The following is a 21,876-nucleotide window of genomic DNA, read 5'->3' as shown; positions in this document are numbered from 1 at the left end:
TCAGCATCACTCATTCGCCCTTTTCTCTTGCGGTGTTTTGGACTATCGGTAGAGGAGGATGAGGGAGAAAGAGAGGTTTTGTTTAATTCTAAATGATATTCTTTGCAAAAATCATCTGCAATACAATAGATTTCCGTAACTTTGCTGACAAGTTTCATGAGGATTGTTATTTTGTTATATGATTGATTTTCAACAGTAAATATACAAAAAACAATCCTCTTTTTAGGCTTCTATTGAAACTTTTTTGAGGAAAAAGAAGAACTGCTTATCCCGAATTGGGGTCTTATTGTATTTTACATTCCCCTAAGAAAAAAACAGGAATAGAGCGATTTTTAAGAAGCTCAAGAATACGTTATTTTAGTGCATGTATTCATTAGCTGATTTTCAAGCGATTCTCAGCGTCATAGACTGCGATATTCTTTGACACCTTCTACCTTTTAGATATCCATAAGAGAAGGATGAAGTGACAAAAGATAAGAAGAGCGTACCTCATATGAGATACGCTCTTCAAAATTATGGATCGAAAGAGAATCTTATTCGTGTGGATTTCTCAAATACCAGTTACTCTGTGTCATCAGCGTATTATACAACGTAGCATTGTAAACATTGGGCTGTTCATAGAGTTTGAGGTTCGTACTGCGACGGGCAATTTGCCATGCCATCCAGCTTGTGCCATGAGTTGCGGGGAAGCTGCCAGATGTATCACTGTTCTTATGACGAGCGAAACGGCAGAGGTCGGCAAAACGATAACCTTCGAAACCTAACTCACGTGCACACTCATCAGAAATAAGGTCTTCAACAGCATCAATCTCCAAGGGATTAGCTTCAGAAACACTTGGAGCTGCTACTTCTGAATAACTCCAACGCAATGTATCAAGCTGTGTTGGACCTGTAGGAGCTAACGTAGAGAGCAACTTACGAGCATGGGAACGAACACCTGCTGACATATTGTTCATACGATTTGCTTCATCAAGGATACGTTGAGCCACGAGCACAAAATAAGTGTTCTGCTTATCCTGTTCTTTGTACAAGCCACCGCCCAATTCGTTTATACCAATATTCTTTGTGAATGGAGGTTCTGACAGATTGAAATCTGCAAAGTCTGCATCAGCATGGAAACGAACAAGTTCGTCAGCATCAATACCAATCATGTCGTGTTCAACAGTTGTACTATCAATAACAGAAGTTATATATTTAGTATGCTTCGTATCATTATAGACAGTGTCAGCTTTGAGACCAGGAATGCGCTGACCATTCAAACCACCGCGAAGAATTGAGAAAGCCAAGTGAGGATAGCCACTACGGTTGAGAGCTTCAGCCAGGCGAAGATATACTTGATTAGTACGATAGAGATCAATCACATAGCGGAAAGCGAAGCTTGTAGGCCATGGATTCTCAGAAGAACTACCACCAAACTTCTGAATGAAACGTATGCGACCAGCTTCAGTAGTCACTTCTGGTGCTGTTCCATAATAGCGAGCATCACCATTATCGAGATGTTTAACATCTGTAATCACATCTGCTGTCTCTTCATAGAAAACATAGCCTAGATTTTTGTTGAGAGCATTAAAACGCTGAGAAGGACCAATCTGACGATGCTTATAATTAGCTTTCAGAGAAATCTGACCACTAGTCGTCGTAGTTGAAGTCGAGGAAGAAGAGGAGCTGGAAGAGCTCTCATTCGTTGTAGTGGCATTAGAAGAGTGGATATCAAAGCCATAGATGGATGGAATGCGCGTCAGAGTCGTACCAAAAGCAGTATTGGCTGCGGAAGGAATTTCAGTGATAGAACGCTTAGATAAATTACTTGATTCCCAATACAGATTGGCCCAACTTGAACTACGGGGAATATAGGTTTCAGTATTTCCCGTACGAGACTTTACAACAGATGCTCTGTAAGAGGTGGAAACAAGTGCTCCAGCATTCTTCAGATAATCATAGTAATATTTTGCAGCCTTAGAAAAATCTGACTTACTTGCACCACGAAGGAGATAGAGGTCGCCTAAAACGAGGTCACCATGGAACAACATATTGGCATGCTGGATATTACCTGCACCAGTATTAAAAGAACCATAATTGGGAAGACCATACATTTTTTCATAAGCCAAGGCTTGTTCTAAGTCTGACTTAACAAGATCTAGAAGATTGTCGGGGGTTGCCCAAGCTTCAGGATTCTTTTCCCAACCAGTATTGGCACTATGAACAGGCTTCGTGATATAAGGAACACGGCCATAATTCTGTACCAACTGCATGTAAGTCCAAGCACGAATCAGCATAACCTGAGCTGCTTCTTTACGCATATAATAGATGCTATTCTTAGACGCCAGGGTATCTACTTTCGAAAGATAGAAATTACATTGGTTGATAACTTTATAATAAGCTGAACGGTTTAACAACGCATTTTCTCCATCAGCAGAACGCTTGAAATTAGCAATGTCTGCAATAGAGTCAGAAGTAAACATCGTTGTATCTGCCAAATCGCCACGAAGCTCACCGAGCAAAGTGTTTTGCTCTACAACATCCTGAACGTTTGCGAGAATACCGAGATAGAAGTTCACCGTATCTTTGCCGTTAAAGTTCTCGGCATAACGATTCAAATCAGGGGTCAGCATATCTTCGCAGGACGTCGTTGTTGCACCCAGTCCCAAAAGTAAGGCGAAAAGACCTAAAATAGATTTTGCTTTCATTGTTGTGATATTTGTAGTTGACTGGCAATCTGTGTGAGAATGATAGAGTAAGACTCTACACATTCTCCACAAATTGACTAATCTTTATACATTACAAGTTGATAGTTACGCCGAAATTAAAGCTACGACTTGAAGGGAGATATCCTGCATCAACGCCCTGATAAAGGACGCCATTGCCAACAGAAATCTCTGGGTCAGAGCCAAGATATTTTGTAACCGTGAATACATTGTTCACTTCACCCCAAACAGAGAGTCCTTGCAGCCAGCTCAGATTCAACGGTAATTTGTAAGTAAGGCGAAGTTTTTTTAGCTTCAAGAAAGAACCATCTTCAATCCAGCGATCAGAGAAACGCTCATTGTCTACCCACTCTTCATTGGTGGAAGCCATAGGACGAGGAACGTCTGTTACTTGACCTTCGTAACGCCAGCGATTAACAACGGCTGTAGTCTGATTCCAAATATTGTTTTGGGCTTCAAGCTGAGAACGCTGGTAGTTGAAGACATCATTACCCAGAGAATACTTGAAGATAAGATCCAGCGTAAGTCCCTTCCAAGACAACGTGGTATAGAGGTTACCATAAATCGTTGGATTGGGATTACCAATTTCAACCATATCAGCTTCATTGATCCAACCGTCGCCATTCTGGTCTACGAAATGTACATCACCAGCTTTGAAATTGCGATAAGGACTAGATGCTATGCCGGTCGGATAACGGAGATATCCATACTTACCTGCTTGAGCTGCTTGGGCATCAGTACTAAAGACACCTGCTGTTTTATATCCATAGAAGACACCAACAGAACGGCCTACAGCTGAAAGAATATTCTTGTTACCATAAACATTAGATAACACACCATGGAGAACTTGAGCAGATTCTTCAATGCGCTTACCATTTGCATCAAGAGGATAAGATGTGATATAGTTCAAGTCTGAAGTTGGCAACTTGGTCAATTCATTCTTATAATGACCTATGGTAAAGCCTGCTTGCCAACGCCAATCGTTATGATTAACGAGAACAGTATTAACATTGAACTCAACTCCTGTATTCTTCAAAGCGCCATCGTTAGCCCACATTGTTCGAAGACCAGTAATGTCACTAACAGATTTCTGTGCCAAGAGATTAGATGTCTTAGCGTAGAACCAGTTGAGGCCTAAAGATAATCTATTGTCGAACATATTAGTATTCAAACCAATATTGAACTTACGAGTTGTTTCCCACTGAATGGTAGGATTCTCGATATTGGCGAGAACAAGAGCTGTAGCACGATCCAAGAACTTGCGGTTAGCAAAATAGGTACGACTTGCATAGTAATCAACATCGTCGTTACCACTTTCTTCATAGCCAGCTGTTAATTTCAGATAGTTTATGGCTTTTACATTGAACCAATCTTCATTAGATACAACCCAACCAGCCTGGAGTGAAGGGAAGAAGCCCCAACGAACACCAGCTAACTTAAGACCACCCTTAGCCTCTTTACCGAAACGAGAAGAGGCATCCATTGCTACAATAGCATTCAGGAAATAGCGATTACGATAATTGTAACTACCATTTACATAATAGCTCAAATTATTCCAAGTGTCGTTTGTGCCACCATAGTCTTTATACTGCAATGAATAAGACATATTAGGCATCTTATCATTGTCGTTGTTATAACCAGAAACATGGCTATCACTATAAGAATATGCAGAGTAGCGGAATCCGCCTAAGACATCTACAGCGTGTGCCCCAAACTGACGAGTCCAATTCACTTGGAAGTCATTGAACAAAGTTGTTTCCTTACCAAACTGTGAACGCACAATGCTATAAACATCGCCCAAACCTTCAACCTCCATAGTGGGAGTACCATTATAAGGCAGATAGTACTTCTCATTTGAACGGTTCAAAATGTAGCTGAAGCGATTCTGAATAGTGAGGTATTTATTGATTTGGTATTTGGGAGCAATGTTTAGATTAAACTGAGTTTGTTCCTGATAATTCTTATTATTTCCTTCACCATTAAGCAAAGTCCAATAAGGATTAACGAGTCCTGCAAATCCATAATCTTTAGCAAAAGAGAAAGGATTATTTGTATCGTTATAATTTTTACCAGCATAAACCTTATCTGTATGACCAAGATACAGACCACCATTCTTATAGCCTACAAAATAAGCATAGGGACTAATGAATGGAGACTGGATAAGGCCAAGAACATTCGGAGATGAAATATGGCGTCTAGAATAATCCTCTGCCCAACCATTATCACGTAGGTTATATGCATTACGTGCATAACCTATATCAATAGATGAGGTAAGATTCTTTGTCAGCGTAACATCTGTATTGAAGCGAATGTTCAAACGATTAAAGTCATTTTTCTTTGCAGTAGCATTACTCTGAGTGAAACCTAGAGACAGGTTATACATTGCAATGTCATCACCGCCTTCTACACCAACCTTATAGTTTTGAGTAAATGCTGTACTATAAAGATCCGACTGCCAATCCGTATTGTTATGATACATCGGATAGAACAAATAGTTAGGATCTTCATTCAAGAATGGAATATTCTGGCTAGAAGAGAGGCTCTTTGCATACTCAGTTGTACCCAAGAATTCAGAAATGTAGCTGCGATACTGATTACCGTTCATCACAGGAATCTTATTGTGTATCGTTTCAAAACCACCATAAGCACGAATCTTAATGCGGGTAACCATACTACGGCCACGACGTGTGGTGATCTTAATGACACCATTCGCACCGCGCGAACCATAAAGAGCTACGCCATTCTTGATAGTTTCAACATTTTCAATATCCTCAGGATCTATAATATTGAAAAGATTATTAACAAAACCATCATGAAGAGTCGTACGATTGTACTGCATATCTTGCACTACACCATCAATAACGACAAGTGGTTGCGTATTTGCATTCAAAGAATTCAAACCATTCATCAGCAAGAAAGCGCCTTGTGCAGGCATTCCACCACGGTTAATTGCACGAACACTTCCATTCAGATGATTCTCAATATCATTCTCAATCGTAGTTGCACTTGAATTATCAAGGCCCATGCTAGCAGTATTGAAAATATCGGTACCATCTTTATAAAGAGGTTTTACGATACCATTATACAAAACTGCATCTTGCTTTTCAGAACCTTTGATACCCAATTGTACTGCATTGTAACCATCCAGATTGATGTACAAAGCAGTTACGAATGTAGGGACAGAAATAGTATAAGCACCATTTTCATCAGTCATCGTAGTGTAGAAGCGATTACTCAAAGCTTGTACACGAACACCGGCTAAAGGCTTTTTTGTTGCCGCATCGAAAATATGGCCAGAAACTTGTTTCATTTCATACTTCGGTGCCACTATCTTAGCCTTGGCTGGAGCGACCTTTGTCTGAACCGCAACTGCGGTAGTGTCTGCCTCTTGAGCTGACAGCACGCATGTACCAGACAGCATAAAAAGGCATACACCTGCACGAATAACTCCCTGCATCATGTTAGTTCGTTTTATATTATTCATCTTAGACTTACTTTTTGTATGTTAACAAGAATTACTAGTCGCGAACGGGCTCAAGAATCACTTTGCTGATGTTCAGGGATTTCGTTTTACCACGAGTCTGATTTCTACGGGAGAGCGTGAAACGCAGACGTGGGAAAGAAACATAACCAGCAGGCAGATTTACATAGCACTTCGGGAACTCAAATGAATCAAAGAGAACATAACTCTGAATTGAATCGTTGGAAATTGTAATGTTTCTTGCACTACCTATGGAACGATTGGTTACGTCGTCAATGATATCACAATCAAACGTTGTAGTTTCCTCAATTTCTTGCCCTGTCGTACGATCGTACTGGATATTAGCGATATTCGTACGGTTCGGAAGCATAATAGCACTGATTTTATACTTTGTACTATAAATATTATTCAAGATGATATCGACAGTCATGTTACCGTTTGATGCTTCAAAGCGACGATACATATTGTTCTCAACACTACCCTTCACATTTTCGTTACGATTAGCGGGAGTCAATTCAACAAGTGTTCCTTGACGAGTAGTCAGAGCGGTTAAGTCATTTTGAGTTGTAGCAATAAAGAAACCATACTGCAATTTAATTTCGTTCTTAGAAACAATTGAATAAGCAGGATTTACATTATAGCTATTGACTGCGTATATGTAACCATTTGAAGCTTTATATGGAGACTGTCCATTAAAGATAGGATTGACACCACCTGGATTGGAATTATAATAAGTCACATTATTTGTAGACTTAATAGAATCTGCATGAGTAGCGTAATAATTCACCTGAGCTGAATCTGTCTGATTTGCAACAGGGAATTGGCTAGTACTGAAGAAAGCGCTACTAATAAGCATATCTTTTGCACTATAAGATTGCAGAGAGTCAGCGTTCACACGGAGTGCGTTATTATCTGTCTTATCAAAAACACGACGCTCACTTGACCAATCATAGGCATAACTACTACCGTACTTGAACAAAGAGCTGACAGAATTTAATGCTGTCTCAAAGGCAGCATCAGAAGGAAGAACTGCAATGTAGAGTGAGTCTTCATTCTTTACTCTTGCACCACAAGCATCTAATATCTTGTTAGTCTGGTGGTATACTGAATCAACATATACCATCTGGCCATTTTCATTCATCGCACCTTGAGTACTACCAGATTCAGAGAAAGTTTCCTTGTCTACTTTTGGATCTTTCAACGCTGCCCAAACCTTTGAAAAATTAGGGTTTGCAGCAAGATAATCATATATATTATAGGCAAAAGGAGAACGGCCATTTAGCAAATGCAAAGAACCATTTGCTGACACAATATTACCTGCAGAAGCATCAACAGCTACGGAATTAAACAGATTATGAGAAACCTCGTAGACACTAACCTTAGCATTCAGCAGACGTACTTTTTGTGTACCAACATTGGATTCGTTGCTAAAACGTGCAATATGGTTCAGAACAAATTGATTGGCAACATCATAGTTGATTTGCCAAGCTTCTCGATTAGACTGTGATGTCGGGTCAGAAGACTGTGCCAACAATTGATCACGCTTATCAAGTAATTTCAAATAATAAGATGCATTGTACGTACCATCTTTAGGTGCCCAAACAGTGAACGTCTGAGCCTGATTAAGAAGCTCACCCAGAGTTTGCTTTCCACTCTTGTCGTTAGCATTCTTCATCACATACGTACGACTCATAATCATCGCGAGAGAGTCTGTAGCACCATTGCTTTGTATGTTTTCCCAAAGAGTTTTGGAAGAAGCAGCGCCACTTTTTACATCATAATGGTCGTCGGAGCAAGCAGTTGTTCCTAAAAGAACAAGTGCCCCCATAAAGCCATAACGAGCAAAATTTATATATTTCATATTCTTTTCTGTTTTCAATCGGTTATTGGAATGAAAAGTGGGCAGTCTCCAAAGGAACAGAGACTAACCACTTTCATATTTTTACCATGGATTCTCTGCAGCAGAACCATTATATACATTAGAGGGACAATACTCTATGTAGTCCAAGAAGAACTGAGAGTCCAACTTTTTGAGTGCTGATTTAAAACGTATATAGTAGGTCTTGCCTGCTTCCATATATTGGATACCAATGATACGGCGTACAACGGGACTCCCCTTACCATTGGGAAGAGAACGAGCCTTAGATGTACCAGTACCATCGCTTGCACCAAAGTATAGAGGGGCTTTCATATAGCCTTGGATACGCAGGTTCTTATCGTTTTCGATATTGGTTTCAACGTCTGGCACATCATCTTGCCAATTCAATTGAGGATTAGAGTTGTTATCAACAGGCTGACGGAGGTCTAGAGGTAATCCTGTCGGTTGCAAGCGATAAGGGTCCTCACCAAAATAAGGCTGAGCCATACCACGCAATGAGTTCTGGGAAATACCAAGACGGATTTCGTAAGTACCAGACTTTGGAACTGGCGGGAGACGCAGAGTAAAGTCGAAAAGACCTGCTGCCATAAATTCATCGCCTTGATAGTCTGTCCAATTCGTTCCTCCTGCCCAAGCAGCATTAATATAGGCGAATTTTGTACCAGAAGATTCGTTTGTAATTGCAGAAAAGTAACCCTTCGGGAAGAAGTGATAATCAGCACCACGAATAGAATTAGACAACATTTCGCTCAAGATAGTTGACAAATCCATACGCATACGTTCTCCACCCAGAGCATCAGCAACTTCTGTTGTCTTTAATAAAATGCCATCAATAGGATAATAAAAGCCATTAAGCGCATTGTTATCGTACTGACCATTAGTTGCTGAAATCTTCACATTAAGACCTACACCTGGTGCGTGAGCAATCGTGGAAACCTCAGAATAGTCGCCATCAAAACCATCGTTATATTTAGAAACACGATTCAAATATATTTCATGTTCTCCTGTAGGAACCTGAGTCACTTTCAAGATATCATGGTATTTACCTACGGTACGATAGTAATCCCATACATCAACAGAATAAGTCAGACGCTGAGGATTTTTCATATCTGCACCATACTTATAGCCATATTCACTCAAGTGTACTACCAATTTATTATAAGGTATACGACCTTCAATAAAGTGATAAGCAACAAAGCGATTAACTGGATTTTCAGGATTTTTCAAATCATTGACATGGCTTGATCCATAAACGGGTTCTAGTTTAGCAAGAATAGCTTGTTTTACTTGATCCCAGTTTGTAATAGTTCCCTCGGAATTAGTAGTAACATTGATGCCCCACTCACGCGCATAAACATCATCTGTTTCAACAAATCCAGTAAAGCCTAAATAACGCTTTTGTGGAATTAAGAGGTCACGATAAACAGCGAATGTAGTTCGAGGTTCTTTCTCTTCATGCTCAATATTCTCATAAGCAAGATCACGATCAACAGCCAAAGAATCTGCTAGACCTGTCTCCTCAAGAAGACGACCCATAATCTTCATATTCGGTGCTTGCTGAATCATCTCAGCCACAGTATTTGCTGACGGAGATATCACGCAATTTACGAGGTGTACGATACCATTTGAAACTTTCTGATTCTCTTTAATAACAGTAGATGTACCATTGATAACATACGGACTGTTATTTTGAGTAGAATCTTGATGACAAGAAAGTAAACGGTCATTAAGATTGGACAAAGTAAACGTACCAGAAGTTGGGAAATCTGGTGTTTCGTAAGCACCTTCTGTTCCATTGTCAATCACGCAGTTGAACGCGATTAGCTGGGCTTGTTCGTAAGTTAGAGAACTAACATCAGTTGAGCCAGTGAGAGATGAAACATACTTTTTAACAGCTGAATTTGTCGGAGCAAAAACTGTATAATTACCACGAGCTGATAACACTGCTGACAAAGAAGAAGCATTGTCAGATCTACCAAGTTTTACTCGATCAAAGATAGCTTTGATATCTGACAGAGAGTCAGAAGCTACTAAATAATCCGTAACAGTCTTATCCTTAGCTATTGCAAAGTTTGAATCATCAATGTCTTCCTTGCAAGATTGCAGGGAAAAGGCAAAGGTACACAGCAACAAGAAGCTGCAAAATCCTTTGATTCTAGATATTACAATATTCTTTTTCATATTTCCAATATTATTTCTTGCTATATCTGTCCCAAACTGGATTCTGATTCAGTTTACCACCTGCAGGAACTCCATTGACTTTCATTTCATCAGAGAACACAGGATTATAGAGAGAATAAAGCAATTTCAAACGGTTCTTGAGAGAAGTAGAGAGAGACATATTATCCGATAGAGATTTAGTCGGATCGTTAGTAGCTTCAGCCTGACGCACAATATCAAACCAGAATTTACCTTCCCCAACAAATTCTCGTTGACGCTCCTGATAAACTAAAGTCAGCAAATTAGCTGCTGTCTTATCTTTACCATAATAGATATTGAGATTCGTGCGGTCGGTATTGAGACGAGTACTCTTATACTCACTCTGTTCCGTTGCTGTAGCAGGTTTCAGACCTGGATTGTATCTACCGAAGAGAGCATTTACCATATCAAATCCTTCGCAAATATCTGCATTAACAATACCAGAAGCTGTCGCAGCCTTATCTGATTCTGCATGTTTGCGGGCAATAGCCTCTGCCTTCATCAACATAATATCTGAAAGACGATAAACTGGCCAATTGGCATCAGAAGTTGAAGAGGTGCGGAATGTATAGTTTCCACCTTTACCCATCTCTTGCCAATTATTTGCAGAAACAGAACTTGCAAGGTTTTTGATATACGGATAAACAGCATTAGCAGAGAAGGATGTAACTTGACTTATTTGCATAGTCTCAAGCATGCGGAAGTCCGTACGTCCAAAACCTTTTGCAGACTCATTACTATTGACATTTGCGAACAAAGAATTGACAACAAAAGCAGAAGTAGAAACACCTGAAGATGTATAGTTACTTAAATATCTGCCATAAGCACCATTAACATTGTTTACACCATCAAACTGCACTTCAAAGATACTCTCAGAGGAATTCTTATCACCAAAGATACTATTGTAAGCAACATCGGGAGTACCGCCCGTTACTTCGACAATACGAATCAAAGGATAAGGCTGAGTTTTCTCAATTGTAGAAGCAGAAGTATTCTTCAGCAAATTTTCCTGATATTTTGCTTTCATATAATCCAGTACGGCATCACAATGCTGGATAGCCTTATTAAAGCATTCCTGCGCTAAAGCGTTAGTATAAGCATCATTTATAACCTTACCTTTTGCCGTACGTGAAACTTTAAGAGTATCTTTCCCAACAATAGAGTCCGTTGTCACATCAGAAATATTAATGATGTGTCCATAGGGAGTATTCGTTGGTTTCTTCGTATAATTTTTGAGAAGACATCCACGCCAAAGGTACATATCTGCAAGTAAGGCACGGATACCACGCTTCGTGAAACGCCCTTTATTATCGTTTTCGGAACCAAAGTTATCAGCTGCATAATCTTTTACGACCTCTAAAGAGTCTATAAGATCGCCAAGAATAGCAACTCCGGGAGTTGCAGGGATACGCGCTGCCATAGCTTGCTTATCTGTTGACACTGGTTCCGAAACATAAGGTACATCACGGAATGCACGAATCAGGTAGAAATAATACAAGGCACGGAGTGCTTCCATTTCCGCTTTAATAGGACGCCATTCACCTGTCCCAAGACTAGGGTCTACACCTTTATTAACCATTTGCTGTCCTCTAGAGAGAACAAGGTTACAATAATTAATACCAGTATAGAAAGTAGACCAAGAGAACATATTCTCTGAAGGCATGAGAACACCTTCTTGTAAATGAAGCAGCGATGTATTGTCCAACTTCATTAACTTAAAGTTATCTGAGCGAAGTTCTCCCCACAGCATAACACTTGGAGTGGTACGATTGAGAATCGTATAAGCACCTGCACGGACATTATTAAGGTCGTTCTTATCCTCCCAGAATTTTTCTTCTGTAATCTGGTCTGTCGGATAGACGGTCAAGTAATCGTCACATGATTGCAATACTCCACCAAAGCAGAGAATACCTGCTAAAGAGAGTAACTTGACATATATTTTATTCATTTTCATTGTCTTCTTCCAATTAGAAACCAAAGTTCAAACTAAAGGTAAAGGAGCGAGAACGCGGAGTTTGTGAACTATCGGTACATGGACTAAATCCATAAGCCGAATGTTCAGGATCTACACCTGAATATTTCGTCCAGAACAATAAATTGTTTCCAGAGAAAGCAAAACGAAGCGAACTCAAGCCATACTTCTTCAACTGCTTAGCAGGAACTGAATAAGAAAGCTGGAAGTACTGGAAACGAAGGAAGTCACCAGGTTCAACATAGCGATCGCTAATCAATGCATTATAAGATACACCGATAGATGCATTCATCGCGCGTGGAATCTGAGTTACTTGACCATTCTTTCTCCAACGATGGTTCACAGATGCACTTTGATTGCGGTTTGTACGCATATCTTCGGCGTACATACGTGCAAGGTTTAGAATCTTATTACCTATACGGAAGTTGAAGTTAGTCTTTAACTGCCAGTTACCATAAGTTAAGTCGATACCAAAACCACCATTTACTTTCGGGTTAGAACCGCCAAGGTATACAATATCTAATTGGTTGATTTCACCATCATGGTTAATATCATCATAAATTACATCACCACCCTGGAATTGATAGTTAATACCTCCATAGTTGTACATCATCGGTAGCGGATTACCATTCTTATCGTAAATCACATTACCTTGAGCATCACGGGCAATAGGAGCCGTCTTACCCGAATTCTTCGCTGTATTACGATTTGTTCCATCAGGATTATTAGGAGTATTTCCACTATAGAAGTATTGGTTCTTATCATCATTCAAGAAATAACCATTATGCGCATAGTCGTATGCATAGATACCCTTGTAGCGATAACCATAAATACCACCTAAAGCATTACCAATCTGAACACGGCGTAATACTTGCTCATTCTCATAATTCACCTCTGTGTTATTACTTGCCAAAACGGAAGCATCCATTTGGGTGATAGTATTTATGTTCTGAGCAATATTGAAACGAAGTTTTGCACTAAACTTTCCAACCTTAAAGATTGGACGTGTAGTGAGATAAAGTTCCCAACCTTCATTTTTCATTGAACCTACATTAGCATAATCCAAACGAGCATAACCTGTTGAGGAAGGAACACTTACACCGCTATTAAGCAAATCAGTCGTTCTCTTATTATATATATTCAAATCAAACTGCAAAAGGTCTTCTAATAAATTTAAGTTGAAACCTAAGTTCCAAGACTTTGTCTTCTCCCACTTCAACTCAGTGAGGCGAAGATTAGAAGGAACGATAGCTGTTACACCATTATAAACACCTGCTGCTGAATACTTATTAAAGATTAGTCCCTCAGAACCTGGAGCATTACCAGTAATACCCCAACCTGGACGGAAGGCCAACATACTTACAACCTTTTTAACCGGTTGAAAGAATTTCTCATCACTAATATTCCAACGACCTGATACACCAGGGAAGAATCCCCACTTACTGCCAGAACCAAAACGGGTGCTACCATCTGCACGCAACGTAACATCGACAGAATACTTAGAACCGTAAGAATAGTGGATAGAGCTGATACCACTCATAGTGTGACCTTTACCAGTCGAAGTACTACTACCTGTTAGATAACCAGGAACAGTTGCATCAGTAATACCACCATTGATACCAGAATTACTAGAATTTTGGTGAGTACTATTACTTGAACCTACCTCGAAGCGTGCAAGAATTTGAAGAGAGTGGTTGTTATTGTAAAAATAGGGTTTGAATACAAAAGAATGACGAGTCGTGAACTGAAGATTCTTGAAATCAGAATTAGAAGTCAAGTCAACACCATCAGACCATGCACGAGACGTAAGACTGTGAGGATAATATGCATCACGAGTTTCAGTATAAGCATTCATATACACTTCACCCGTATAATTCAACTGAGTTTCATCATCAGCCTTACCTAAGAGCTTGTATTCCAAAGAGAATTGTGGGGTAATGGTGTAAGTAGACCATCTACGCCAAGCTTGATTTGCAATTGCAACAGGATTACCATTTCTCACCATATCAGCAAGATAGTAAGAAGAACGGTTACTATTAGCACCGACTAAACCTGCAGCACCTGCAGCAGGAGGCATAATGAAGTATTCACCTGTATTGTAATACTCACCTACTCCATCAGCAGTTTCACGATATTCATTACGATAAACTGTCATATTAGGCATTGCCTGATATGCATAGTTCAGTAGATTATCGTCGTAGTTCTTATCATTCTTTGTATATGTAAGACCAAAATCAGAAGTAAACTTGATACGATCACTTACCCAATAGTCCAAAGCCAGACGCGTTGTGAAACGATCCAAAGCTTGCTTAATAATGGTACCTGTTTCGTGAACATAAGAACCAGAAATACGGAAGGTTGCTTTTTCACCACCACCTGCAACAGCGAGGTCAACACTATGAGACTGACCGAATTGTGTTACTTCCTTGAACCAATCAGTATTCTTATTATAATTACCATAATAAGCTGGATAGTTCTGGAGATACATAATTTCAGCAATACCAGAAGCATTGTCGCTCTGAGTTGGGTTGAAGTAAGCCTCCTTCAACATCATCGTGTAGCCATCACCATTGAGCATCTTCATGCCTTCAGGTTGCCATGAGCCATTGAAACGATAACCAACATTTACCTTGGTTTTACCGCGAGCACCACGACGAGTTACAATTTCAATTACACCATTAGAACCACGAGAGCCCCAGATAGCTGTTGCTGCAGCATCCTTAAGGACATTAATACTTTGGATATCTTCAGGGCTAACCTGTAATAAAGTTGCAAACTGCTCTTGGTTTTCAAGATTAGAAAGATCAAGATCGCTCCTGTTATAATCCTCCATAATGTAACCATTCACAACAATCAGCGGTTCTTGAGAACCGTTAATTGAAGATACACCACGCAAACGCATGGATGTACCAGCACCAAGGTTACCAGAATTTGCAACAATGTCCAAACCTGCAATCTGACCTTGCAAAGCTTCACCAGCAGTCTCAAAAGAAAGACCTTCCATGTCGTCCATGTTAAGTGTCTGCTTAGCTACAGAGATTTCACGTTCAGGAATTGTCAAACCATTCGACTTCACACGACGTGTACTCGTTATAACTGCTTCCTTCAAGGTACTCTTATCCACAAGTTCTATACGGAAAGAACGCTGTGCACCAATGGTCGTCACTTTAGTGACATAACCAATATAAGATACTTGGAGTCGGTTATTGGGATTCTTAATGGCCAATGAAAAATTACCATTTGCATCGGTCTGCGTTGCAGAAACGTTACGATTATTGGCATCTTTCTCAATTACGTTTGCCATAACAATCGCACCTTCCCCTTTACTCCATACATGACCAGTGATTCGAGTCTGTGCAAATGCAATAGAAAAGCAGAAACACAGAACGAGGGTCAGTAGATACTTCATGTTATTCATAATACTATATTATTTGTATGGTCTGTATTTTGCAACAAATCGTCTTGCACTGCCAGATGTTGTCCAAGCACTATCATAACGGCCGGATTTTAACTTCATAAAATTGAGAACTCCATCAATCTGATGAATAGCAGCATAAGAAGAAACCTTCACATAACGAGATTGCGTCATATTAGAAGGAGCTCTGTCAAAGTTCATGTCACGGGCAACCAAATTATAAGGCGCAATAACATGACGAGTATCACCATTAAGGTCCTTTAATTCAATTGCATTTGTCGTTTGCTTCAAGCCAATAGACATATACACATTTCTATCGTTATCAATACAAGATGTTTGATACGTACCACTATTAGTGGCATTATCTACATAGAAAGCATTGTCTTGGAAGTGATACTTCAAGAAGTTCACAAGGCATACAATCATAGCTTGTGCCTTAATCTTGGCATCAGAATTTACTACACCAGTTGCAGCGTCCGTATTTGCATCGAGATAATTTTGAATCGAAGTCCAAGTAGGTAGACCATTAGCAACAGCTGCAGCAATAGCTGCATTAGTAGGAATGTAAATAGTATAACGGTAGTTATTGAAGAAACGGACCAGTTTTTCTCCATTTGCAGGATGATTACCAGCATTGTCTTCAGCTACAAAGATACGATACTTATTCTGCTCGTTGTTCCAAAGAGCTGCTTCATTAGCCTTTCCGTTAATACTATCTTTAAAGCCTGCCTTCTGAAGCAGTTCTGAGTCAAAGAAATTACAGAGATCATAGAATTGGCTGAATTCTGAATGATCGCGCATAATTGCGAAAACCGAATTCATTGTAGGCTGCATCGGGCGATCGAGCAAGTAAGTCATACCATTACCATAACCATTCTTTTCAGAAGTCATGTCAAAACCTTCCGTAACAGTACTTACATTGTTATTGTCTGCAGAAGCATCGCTATTTTGATCCAACTGCAAACCACCTTCTACCTTCATTCCACGACCATTATTATTAGCATCGCCAGCATGAGCCAAATAGATAGGAGCGCCACTGCGAGAGGTGAAGAAACGATTACCAGCATTCATACCTCTAGTATCATTGTTCTCATGAACCACTATATGCTGATTTACCATTTCAATGAGCAACTCACGTTTTGTTGCACCATAGTCATTATTCGCATAGGAATTATCCAAAACGTCATTGGGCAATGACTGATAACGGCCTGTAACTTGACCGTCTACAGAAGCATCTCTATCCTTGTCGGGATTGTATTTGCGTGCAATAGCTTTGATGGGCAAACGAGGAGAGTTATCCGTTGCAGAAGTTGCACCATACTCGAAAGTCCAATAACGACGATTGGAAGGAATACCACTTGACATAGATACAGGATCCACATAACCATACTTTGCAAGTCCGTCATCTGTCGGAACAAAGAAAGAGAAGCGGCTCTGCATAGCTTTCAAGTAAGTACTAAAATACTGCTTCAAGGGAGCGCTTGTATAAGAAGTACCATCAATATATGGTTCGTCTGCACGCAACACTGAGCGAATCACCTTCGTGTTTGATTGAAGGATAGCTGGTGCTATTACAGCTGCATAGTCAGCAGGAGTAATAACAGTATTCATTATATATACTACACCATTATTAGCAAGAAGAGTCTTTTCAAACAAATTCTTGTAAGCAGCTTCACTTCCATAAGTTGTTGCTGGGAACATTTGATCCTGAGCATCATTCATAATGGTCAAGTACTTGCTAGGAACGGTCTCTGCATAAGAGTCCTTCATCAAGTTATTAACAAGTGCTTGGATCACACTCAGAGGAATCTGCTGAATATTGAAAAGCAAATTCTCTTCTGTGTTTGCCTTTTTACCATAACGATTGATAAGAACACGACCTCCACCATTAAGGAAGTATTCCTTCATAGCTTTATCACTTGGTACGAACATAGCCGCCATATCATTTTCTTTCTTAGTAGAAGAAGATATCGCATATGTATTCCAAGCTGGATCAAAGCCTAGTTTTGGAAAATCTCCCAGCGACTTTCCTTTTGGATCAAGGGCAATAGCAACGTTACCTTGAGAGTTTGAAGAAATATAACGTTTCTGGAAGATTGAGTCACCATTTATATTATGGAGAGCTGAATATTCATCCGTCAATGTACGAGAAAAGTATGGCGCACTAAAACGATCTAGCAAAGCATTGAAATACTTCGTATCACCATTTGTACGAATCACCTCAGCCATATTAGGAGGAGTCACAAGAACTGAATCGAGAACGTGATAGTAACCATTCAGACAAGTCACATCTTGTTCAACAACTCGACGATTGTAGATATAGCTACGATTCTCCGTTTCAGGCCAACTTCCATTTGGAAGGTTCAGGATGAAAGCAACGTCATCATGCTTCACTTTCTTCTCATTCATATTTCCTTCGAGGAAGTGAGTCATCATTGGATTAGTTGCATCCACTGCCATATATATACCACCGCGAGCTTCTCTACGGTAGTAGTTCCAGTATTTAGTATCACCTACATCCGTACCATCAGCATCAGGCTGATTAAGATTTTCAGGCAACTGATACCATCTCCAATACGGCACTGTGTCAGTTGCCGTTGCATTAGAGACTTGGCGTAAACACAAGTTTTTACCATTATTTTCTGTATTGGAGAGCTTCTCCATTACATACGCATTATTCAACATAGAGTTGTTGAGCAATACGCGCTTCTGATTTGTTGAGAGCTGATCATAGCTTCTAATGGGATTACCATTGCCATCTTTCCAAGTTGTGGTTTGGAAGAAATGTTCATAGGCTTTGTCATCGGCCACAAAGAGCGTCAAGCTACCCGTCTTCGACAGCACATCCTTATACCCCAAATCATTCACCAGACGAATTGTAGTCTTAAATGTTCTGTCGGTACGGTTATTCAACTCATCATATATACTCGCTCCAAGAAACGCTGGTTTCTTTTCATCCAGATCATAATTATCCGAACAAGAGTAAGTAATACCGCAAGTTGAAAGCAAACACAACGCACCTAGCATTGCAGTTCCCAATCGGTTAAATCGGTCCTTCATACCTTTAAGTAATTGATTATTTTGTAGTTATATTTAATTCAGTGTTTACACACAATTATACGTTGGGACAAAGATAATTTTTTCTTATCATTTGACACGCAAGTATTGCAACTAATAAATTATTAGTTTATATTTTTTAACAATTAACAAAGGTAAATATGGTTAAGTATTGATGGATTGGTACACAGCATTTATAGAAAACAAATGCTATAGAAGAATAACTAATCCACAATTACATCCTAAAAAACAATAGATTACGTATTTTAAAAGCACTCACATTTCCAACAATTAAAATTTATGAGCAGAAACACAAGTGCTTAAAAAATACTTTAAAATATCTCAAAATTGAAAATCTAACGAGGCTTCTAAAATAAATCCGAAAAGGACGAAACTAACTATAAATTAAGAGAGTGCTAAACGAGCAATTCCTTCTACTTCTATCAACCAACCAGGGCGACATACACGAGCCTCAACAATTAGCACTGGAAGATGATGCAATCTCTTTTTCAAATACGCTGCCACTACGGGATAATCAGAGATGTCACGCAAATAAACAATAGCATATTCCAAATTAGACAAAGAAGCCCCTCCGTCGTTCAGCAATTTTTCAATATTAAGAAACAGACGCTCAGTCTGTGCTTGAACATCTCTCTCATAAAGCACTTTTCCCTGATTATCAATGCTAGCTGTACCTGACAACATCAAATATCTTTGCCCATTTGCATCTAAACTTGTAGCGCGTTCAAACGCCACGCCATATTCACGAGTGTGATTGAGGTATTTAAGTGCCTGAAGATAGCGAACATCGTTGCGTTGCAAACCATCAACAGACAAAAAATCAGCACATACAATCGATTCTGCATTGGAAGGATAGCCACCTATACCTGTAGAGGCTATATAATGAGTATCTCCTGTAAGCCCTTCTTTAGCAAATACTTTATTACGCCCCACAACCACACCTTGATAATTTCTATCCACATCTCGCACATAGAACCACGTGCGATGACAATTTGCTTCAAGTGTAAGCCCTTCTTCTTTCAAGAATTGTTGATGTCTACGGAACGTTTCAATTGTTTGTTCTTCTGCGGAGAGACTTTTTGCTTCAGCCGCAGTGAAACGAACTGATTGAAACAATATTTTCAATGCCCCTATACCGATCTTCATTCGCTCAGGAGTACCTACTTTTACTACATTCAATTCTGTTGTTAAAACACAGTGTAGAGCTACTTTCTCACCACTCAACAAAGGCTGTTCTATGATGCTAATAGCACCTGCTTTGAGTTGGAGCCAAAGAGGATGTTGATGGAGAACTTCCAACTGATTAGCTGCATCTGAAAGATAAATACGTGTAACCAATAGTTGAGTCAGAGTAAGTTTTTCATTTTTCAGCATATCGACAAGTTGAACACTGAGACTATTCAACTGCTCGTCTAGTCCTCCTTGCTGACTGGGGACCATAATTTTGAATATTAACATATCTCTGTCAAATACTTATTTACCAACATTTCCACCTTCTGCGGTTTTATGCCCCAACGTGGAGCAATAAGCAGTTCGCTTGGCGATTCCGAAACATAACGTTCAAGTGCCACAGAGGGCTTCAAACGTTTCAAAAATCGTGCAACAAGCTTAGCGTATCCCTCTGCTGTCATCAAAGAATAGTCCGCTTGATGGTGTATAAAATCTTGCGCCATAACTGTTCCTCGAAGAATTTGCAACTGATGAAGTTTAAGCACATCAATTGGCAATTCATTTATTCTGTCTGCTTGCTCCACATCACGCTCTTGCGTAACAGTGGGAAGTCCCATAATGAGATGTACGCCGATCGTCAGTCCGCGCTCTGCAATCGCTCTAATAGTTCGTTGCGCACAAGCAAAATCATGTCCTCTATTGATGCGTTTCAACACATCGTCATAGGTACTTTCTACACCTAGTTCAATGTGTACAAAAGCTTCTTTATTCAACGCTGCTAGATAATCCAGAACATCAATCTCCACACAGTCGGGACGCGTAGCTATCACAAGGCCTACAACATCTTGAACATTCAATGCCTCTTCATAGAGTTGGTGCAAACGTTCTAAAGAAGCATACGTGTTCGAATACGACTGAAAATAAGCCAAGTAGTGCGTATTACTCTTCGCCTTGTGAGAGAAAAAGTCTTTCCCTCGTTGAATTTGTTCTGTCACGCTCAAGTGCGGATCACAGTACTGCGGACTATAGCTATAATTGTTGCAGTAAGAACATCCTCCTCTACCTACCCGACCATCACGATTAGGACATGTAAAACCTGCATCGATAGCCAACTTTTGAACTGGCCCCGAAACATATTGAGACAGGAATTCTGAAAAAGAGGGATTATCCATAGGCGCACAAAGGTAGTAAAATAATAGCTGAATAATGAAATTTGAACTGAAAAGGAGCAGATGCTTTTGGGCGTAAATCTCCTTATTGCATAAAAGAATACAATAAAGATGTCAGCTGACAGAATAAGGATGTCAGCTGACACACTTATTGTATTTAAGAAGATGATAAAGAAAGGATGATTATGAAGAGAGATAACGCTCTCCTTAAGAACATTTTCCTGTTGTCACATCGTCACACCGTCACACTTAATTGCTAAAGTATTGAAAAAGTTCGCATTACTAGTGCGACAACGGTGTGACAACAAACGTCTATTTTAAAGTTTTGTTGTCACACCGATAAGTACCTATCCAAAAAGCCGTTCTTCTTTACAAATCGCTGTAACACAGTTTTTTTCAGAGCAAGTCTTTATAAGCTTCTATCGCACGCTCTGTCGTCTTCACAGCTTCTTCCAAGGGAAAAGGGAGTTCTCCGCCACTGGCATTAAGATGACCTCCACCATTGAAAAATTCTTCTGCCATTTTATTACAAGGGAAATCATCAACACTGCGCAACGAAACCCTAACAACATCTTTTTCTGTATCTTCTCGAAGGCTGATACTCAAACGCATACCTTTCACTTGCAGGGGCATATTTACCAACCCCTCAGCATCGCCACGAATGAAATGAAAATCTTTCATTTCATTCCTCGTTATAGTGAAGATACTAGCCTTATTATCCGCATAAAACTTCAATTTCTCATAAAGTATATAGCCTTGTAAGCGCAAACGATCTACAGAATAAGTATTGAAAACATTTCTATATATC

Annotated in this window: 10 protein-coding genes; all 10 read right to left on the bottom strand. The window is 39.7% G+C overall.

The genetic code is table 11. From position 1 onward, the window contains the following. Positions 1–533: 533 nt before the first annotated feature. Positions 534–2,687: a RagB/SusD family nutrient uptake outer membrane protein gene (locus tag ABLA33_RS07680; RefSeq protein WP_347719869.1), complete on the bottom strand. Its 2,154-nt coding sequence runs from the start codon at positions 2,685–2,687 to the stop codon at positions 534–536. Positions 2,688–2,778: 91 nt separating this feature from the next. Next, positions 2,779–6,189: a SusC/RagA family TonB-linked outer membrane protein gene (locus ABLA33_RS07675; RefSeq protein WP_347719868.1), complete on the bottom strand. Its 3,411-nt coding sequence runs from the start codon at positions 6,187–6,189 to the stop codon at positions 2,779–2,781. Between the two features lie 34 nt (positions 6,190–6,223). Next, on the bottom strand, positions 6,224–8,047 hold the full coding sequence (locus ABLA33_RS07670; protein ID WP_347719867.1) for a hypothetical protein: 1,824 nt from the start codon (positions 8,045–8,047) through the stop codon (positions 6,224–6,226). 81 nt (positions 8,048–8,128) lie between these two features. Further along, positions 8,129–10,246 carry a fasciclin domain-containing protein gene (locus ABLA33_RS07665; RefSeq protein ID WP_347719866.1) on the bottom strand — a complete coding sequence of 706 codons (2,118 nt, stop codon included), beginning with the start codon at positions 10,244–10,246 and terminating at the stop codon, positions 8,129–8,131. Between the two features lie 10 nt (positions 10,247–10,256). Further along, a complete protein-coding gene (locus ABLA33_RS07660; RefSeq protein ID WP_347719865.1) occupies positions 10,257–12,212 on the bottom strand; it encodes a RagB/SusD family nutrient uptake outer membrane protein in 1,956 nt (651 codons plus the stop codon). Between the two features lie 19 nt (positions 12,213–12,231). Further along, positions 12,232–15,645, bottom strand: coding sequence for a SusC/RagA family TonB-linked outer membrane protein (locus ABLA33_RS07655; RefSeq protein WP_347719870.1), 3,414 nt, complete (start codon positions 15,643–15,645; stop codon positions 12,232–12,234). An 18-nt stretch (positions 15,646–15,663) separates the two neighbouring features. Beyond that, on the bottom strand, positions 15,664–18,711 hold the full coding sequence (locus ABLA33_RS07650) for a hypothetical protein (protein WP_347719864.1): 3,048 nt from the start codon (positions 18,709–18,711) through the stop codon (positions 15,664–15,666). A gap of 402 nt (positions 18,712–19,113) precedes the next feature. Beyond that, a complete protein-coding gene (locus tag ABLA33_RS07645; RefSeq protein WP_347719863.1) occupies positions 19,114–20,187 on the bottom strand; it encodes a Rid family hydrolase in 1,074 nt (357 codons plus the stop codon). Continuing rightward, the gene (locus ABLA33_RS07640; protein ID WP_347719862.1) at positions 20,181–21,071 is read right to left on the bottom strand and encodes a TIGR01212 family radical SAM protein; all 891 of its coding nucleotides are present in this window, start codon (positions 21,069–21,071) and stop codon (positions 20,181–20,183) included. The genes ABLA33_RS07645 and ABLA33_RS07640 overlap by 7 nt, the downstream gene beginning before the upstream one ends. 393 nt (positions 21,072–21,464) lie before the next feature. Next, positions 21,465–21,876, bottom strand: a 412-nt coding sequence (locus tag ABLA33_RS07635; RefSeq protein ID WP_347719861.1) for a DHHA1 domain-containing protein, incomplete at its 5' end; no start/stop codon positions are given.

Origin of the sequence: uncultured Alloprevotella sp. (genome assembly GCF_963536905.1) — a bacterium.
Taxonomy (GTDB): domain Bacteria; phylum Bacteroidota; class Bacteroidia; order Bacteroidales; family Bacteroidaceae; genus Alloprevotella.
The sequence above is the reverse complement of the archived record's forward strand: the minus strand, read 5'-3'. Positions and strand labels throughout refer to the sequence as shown.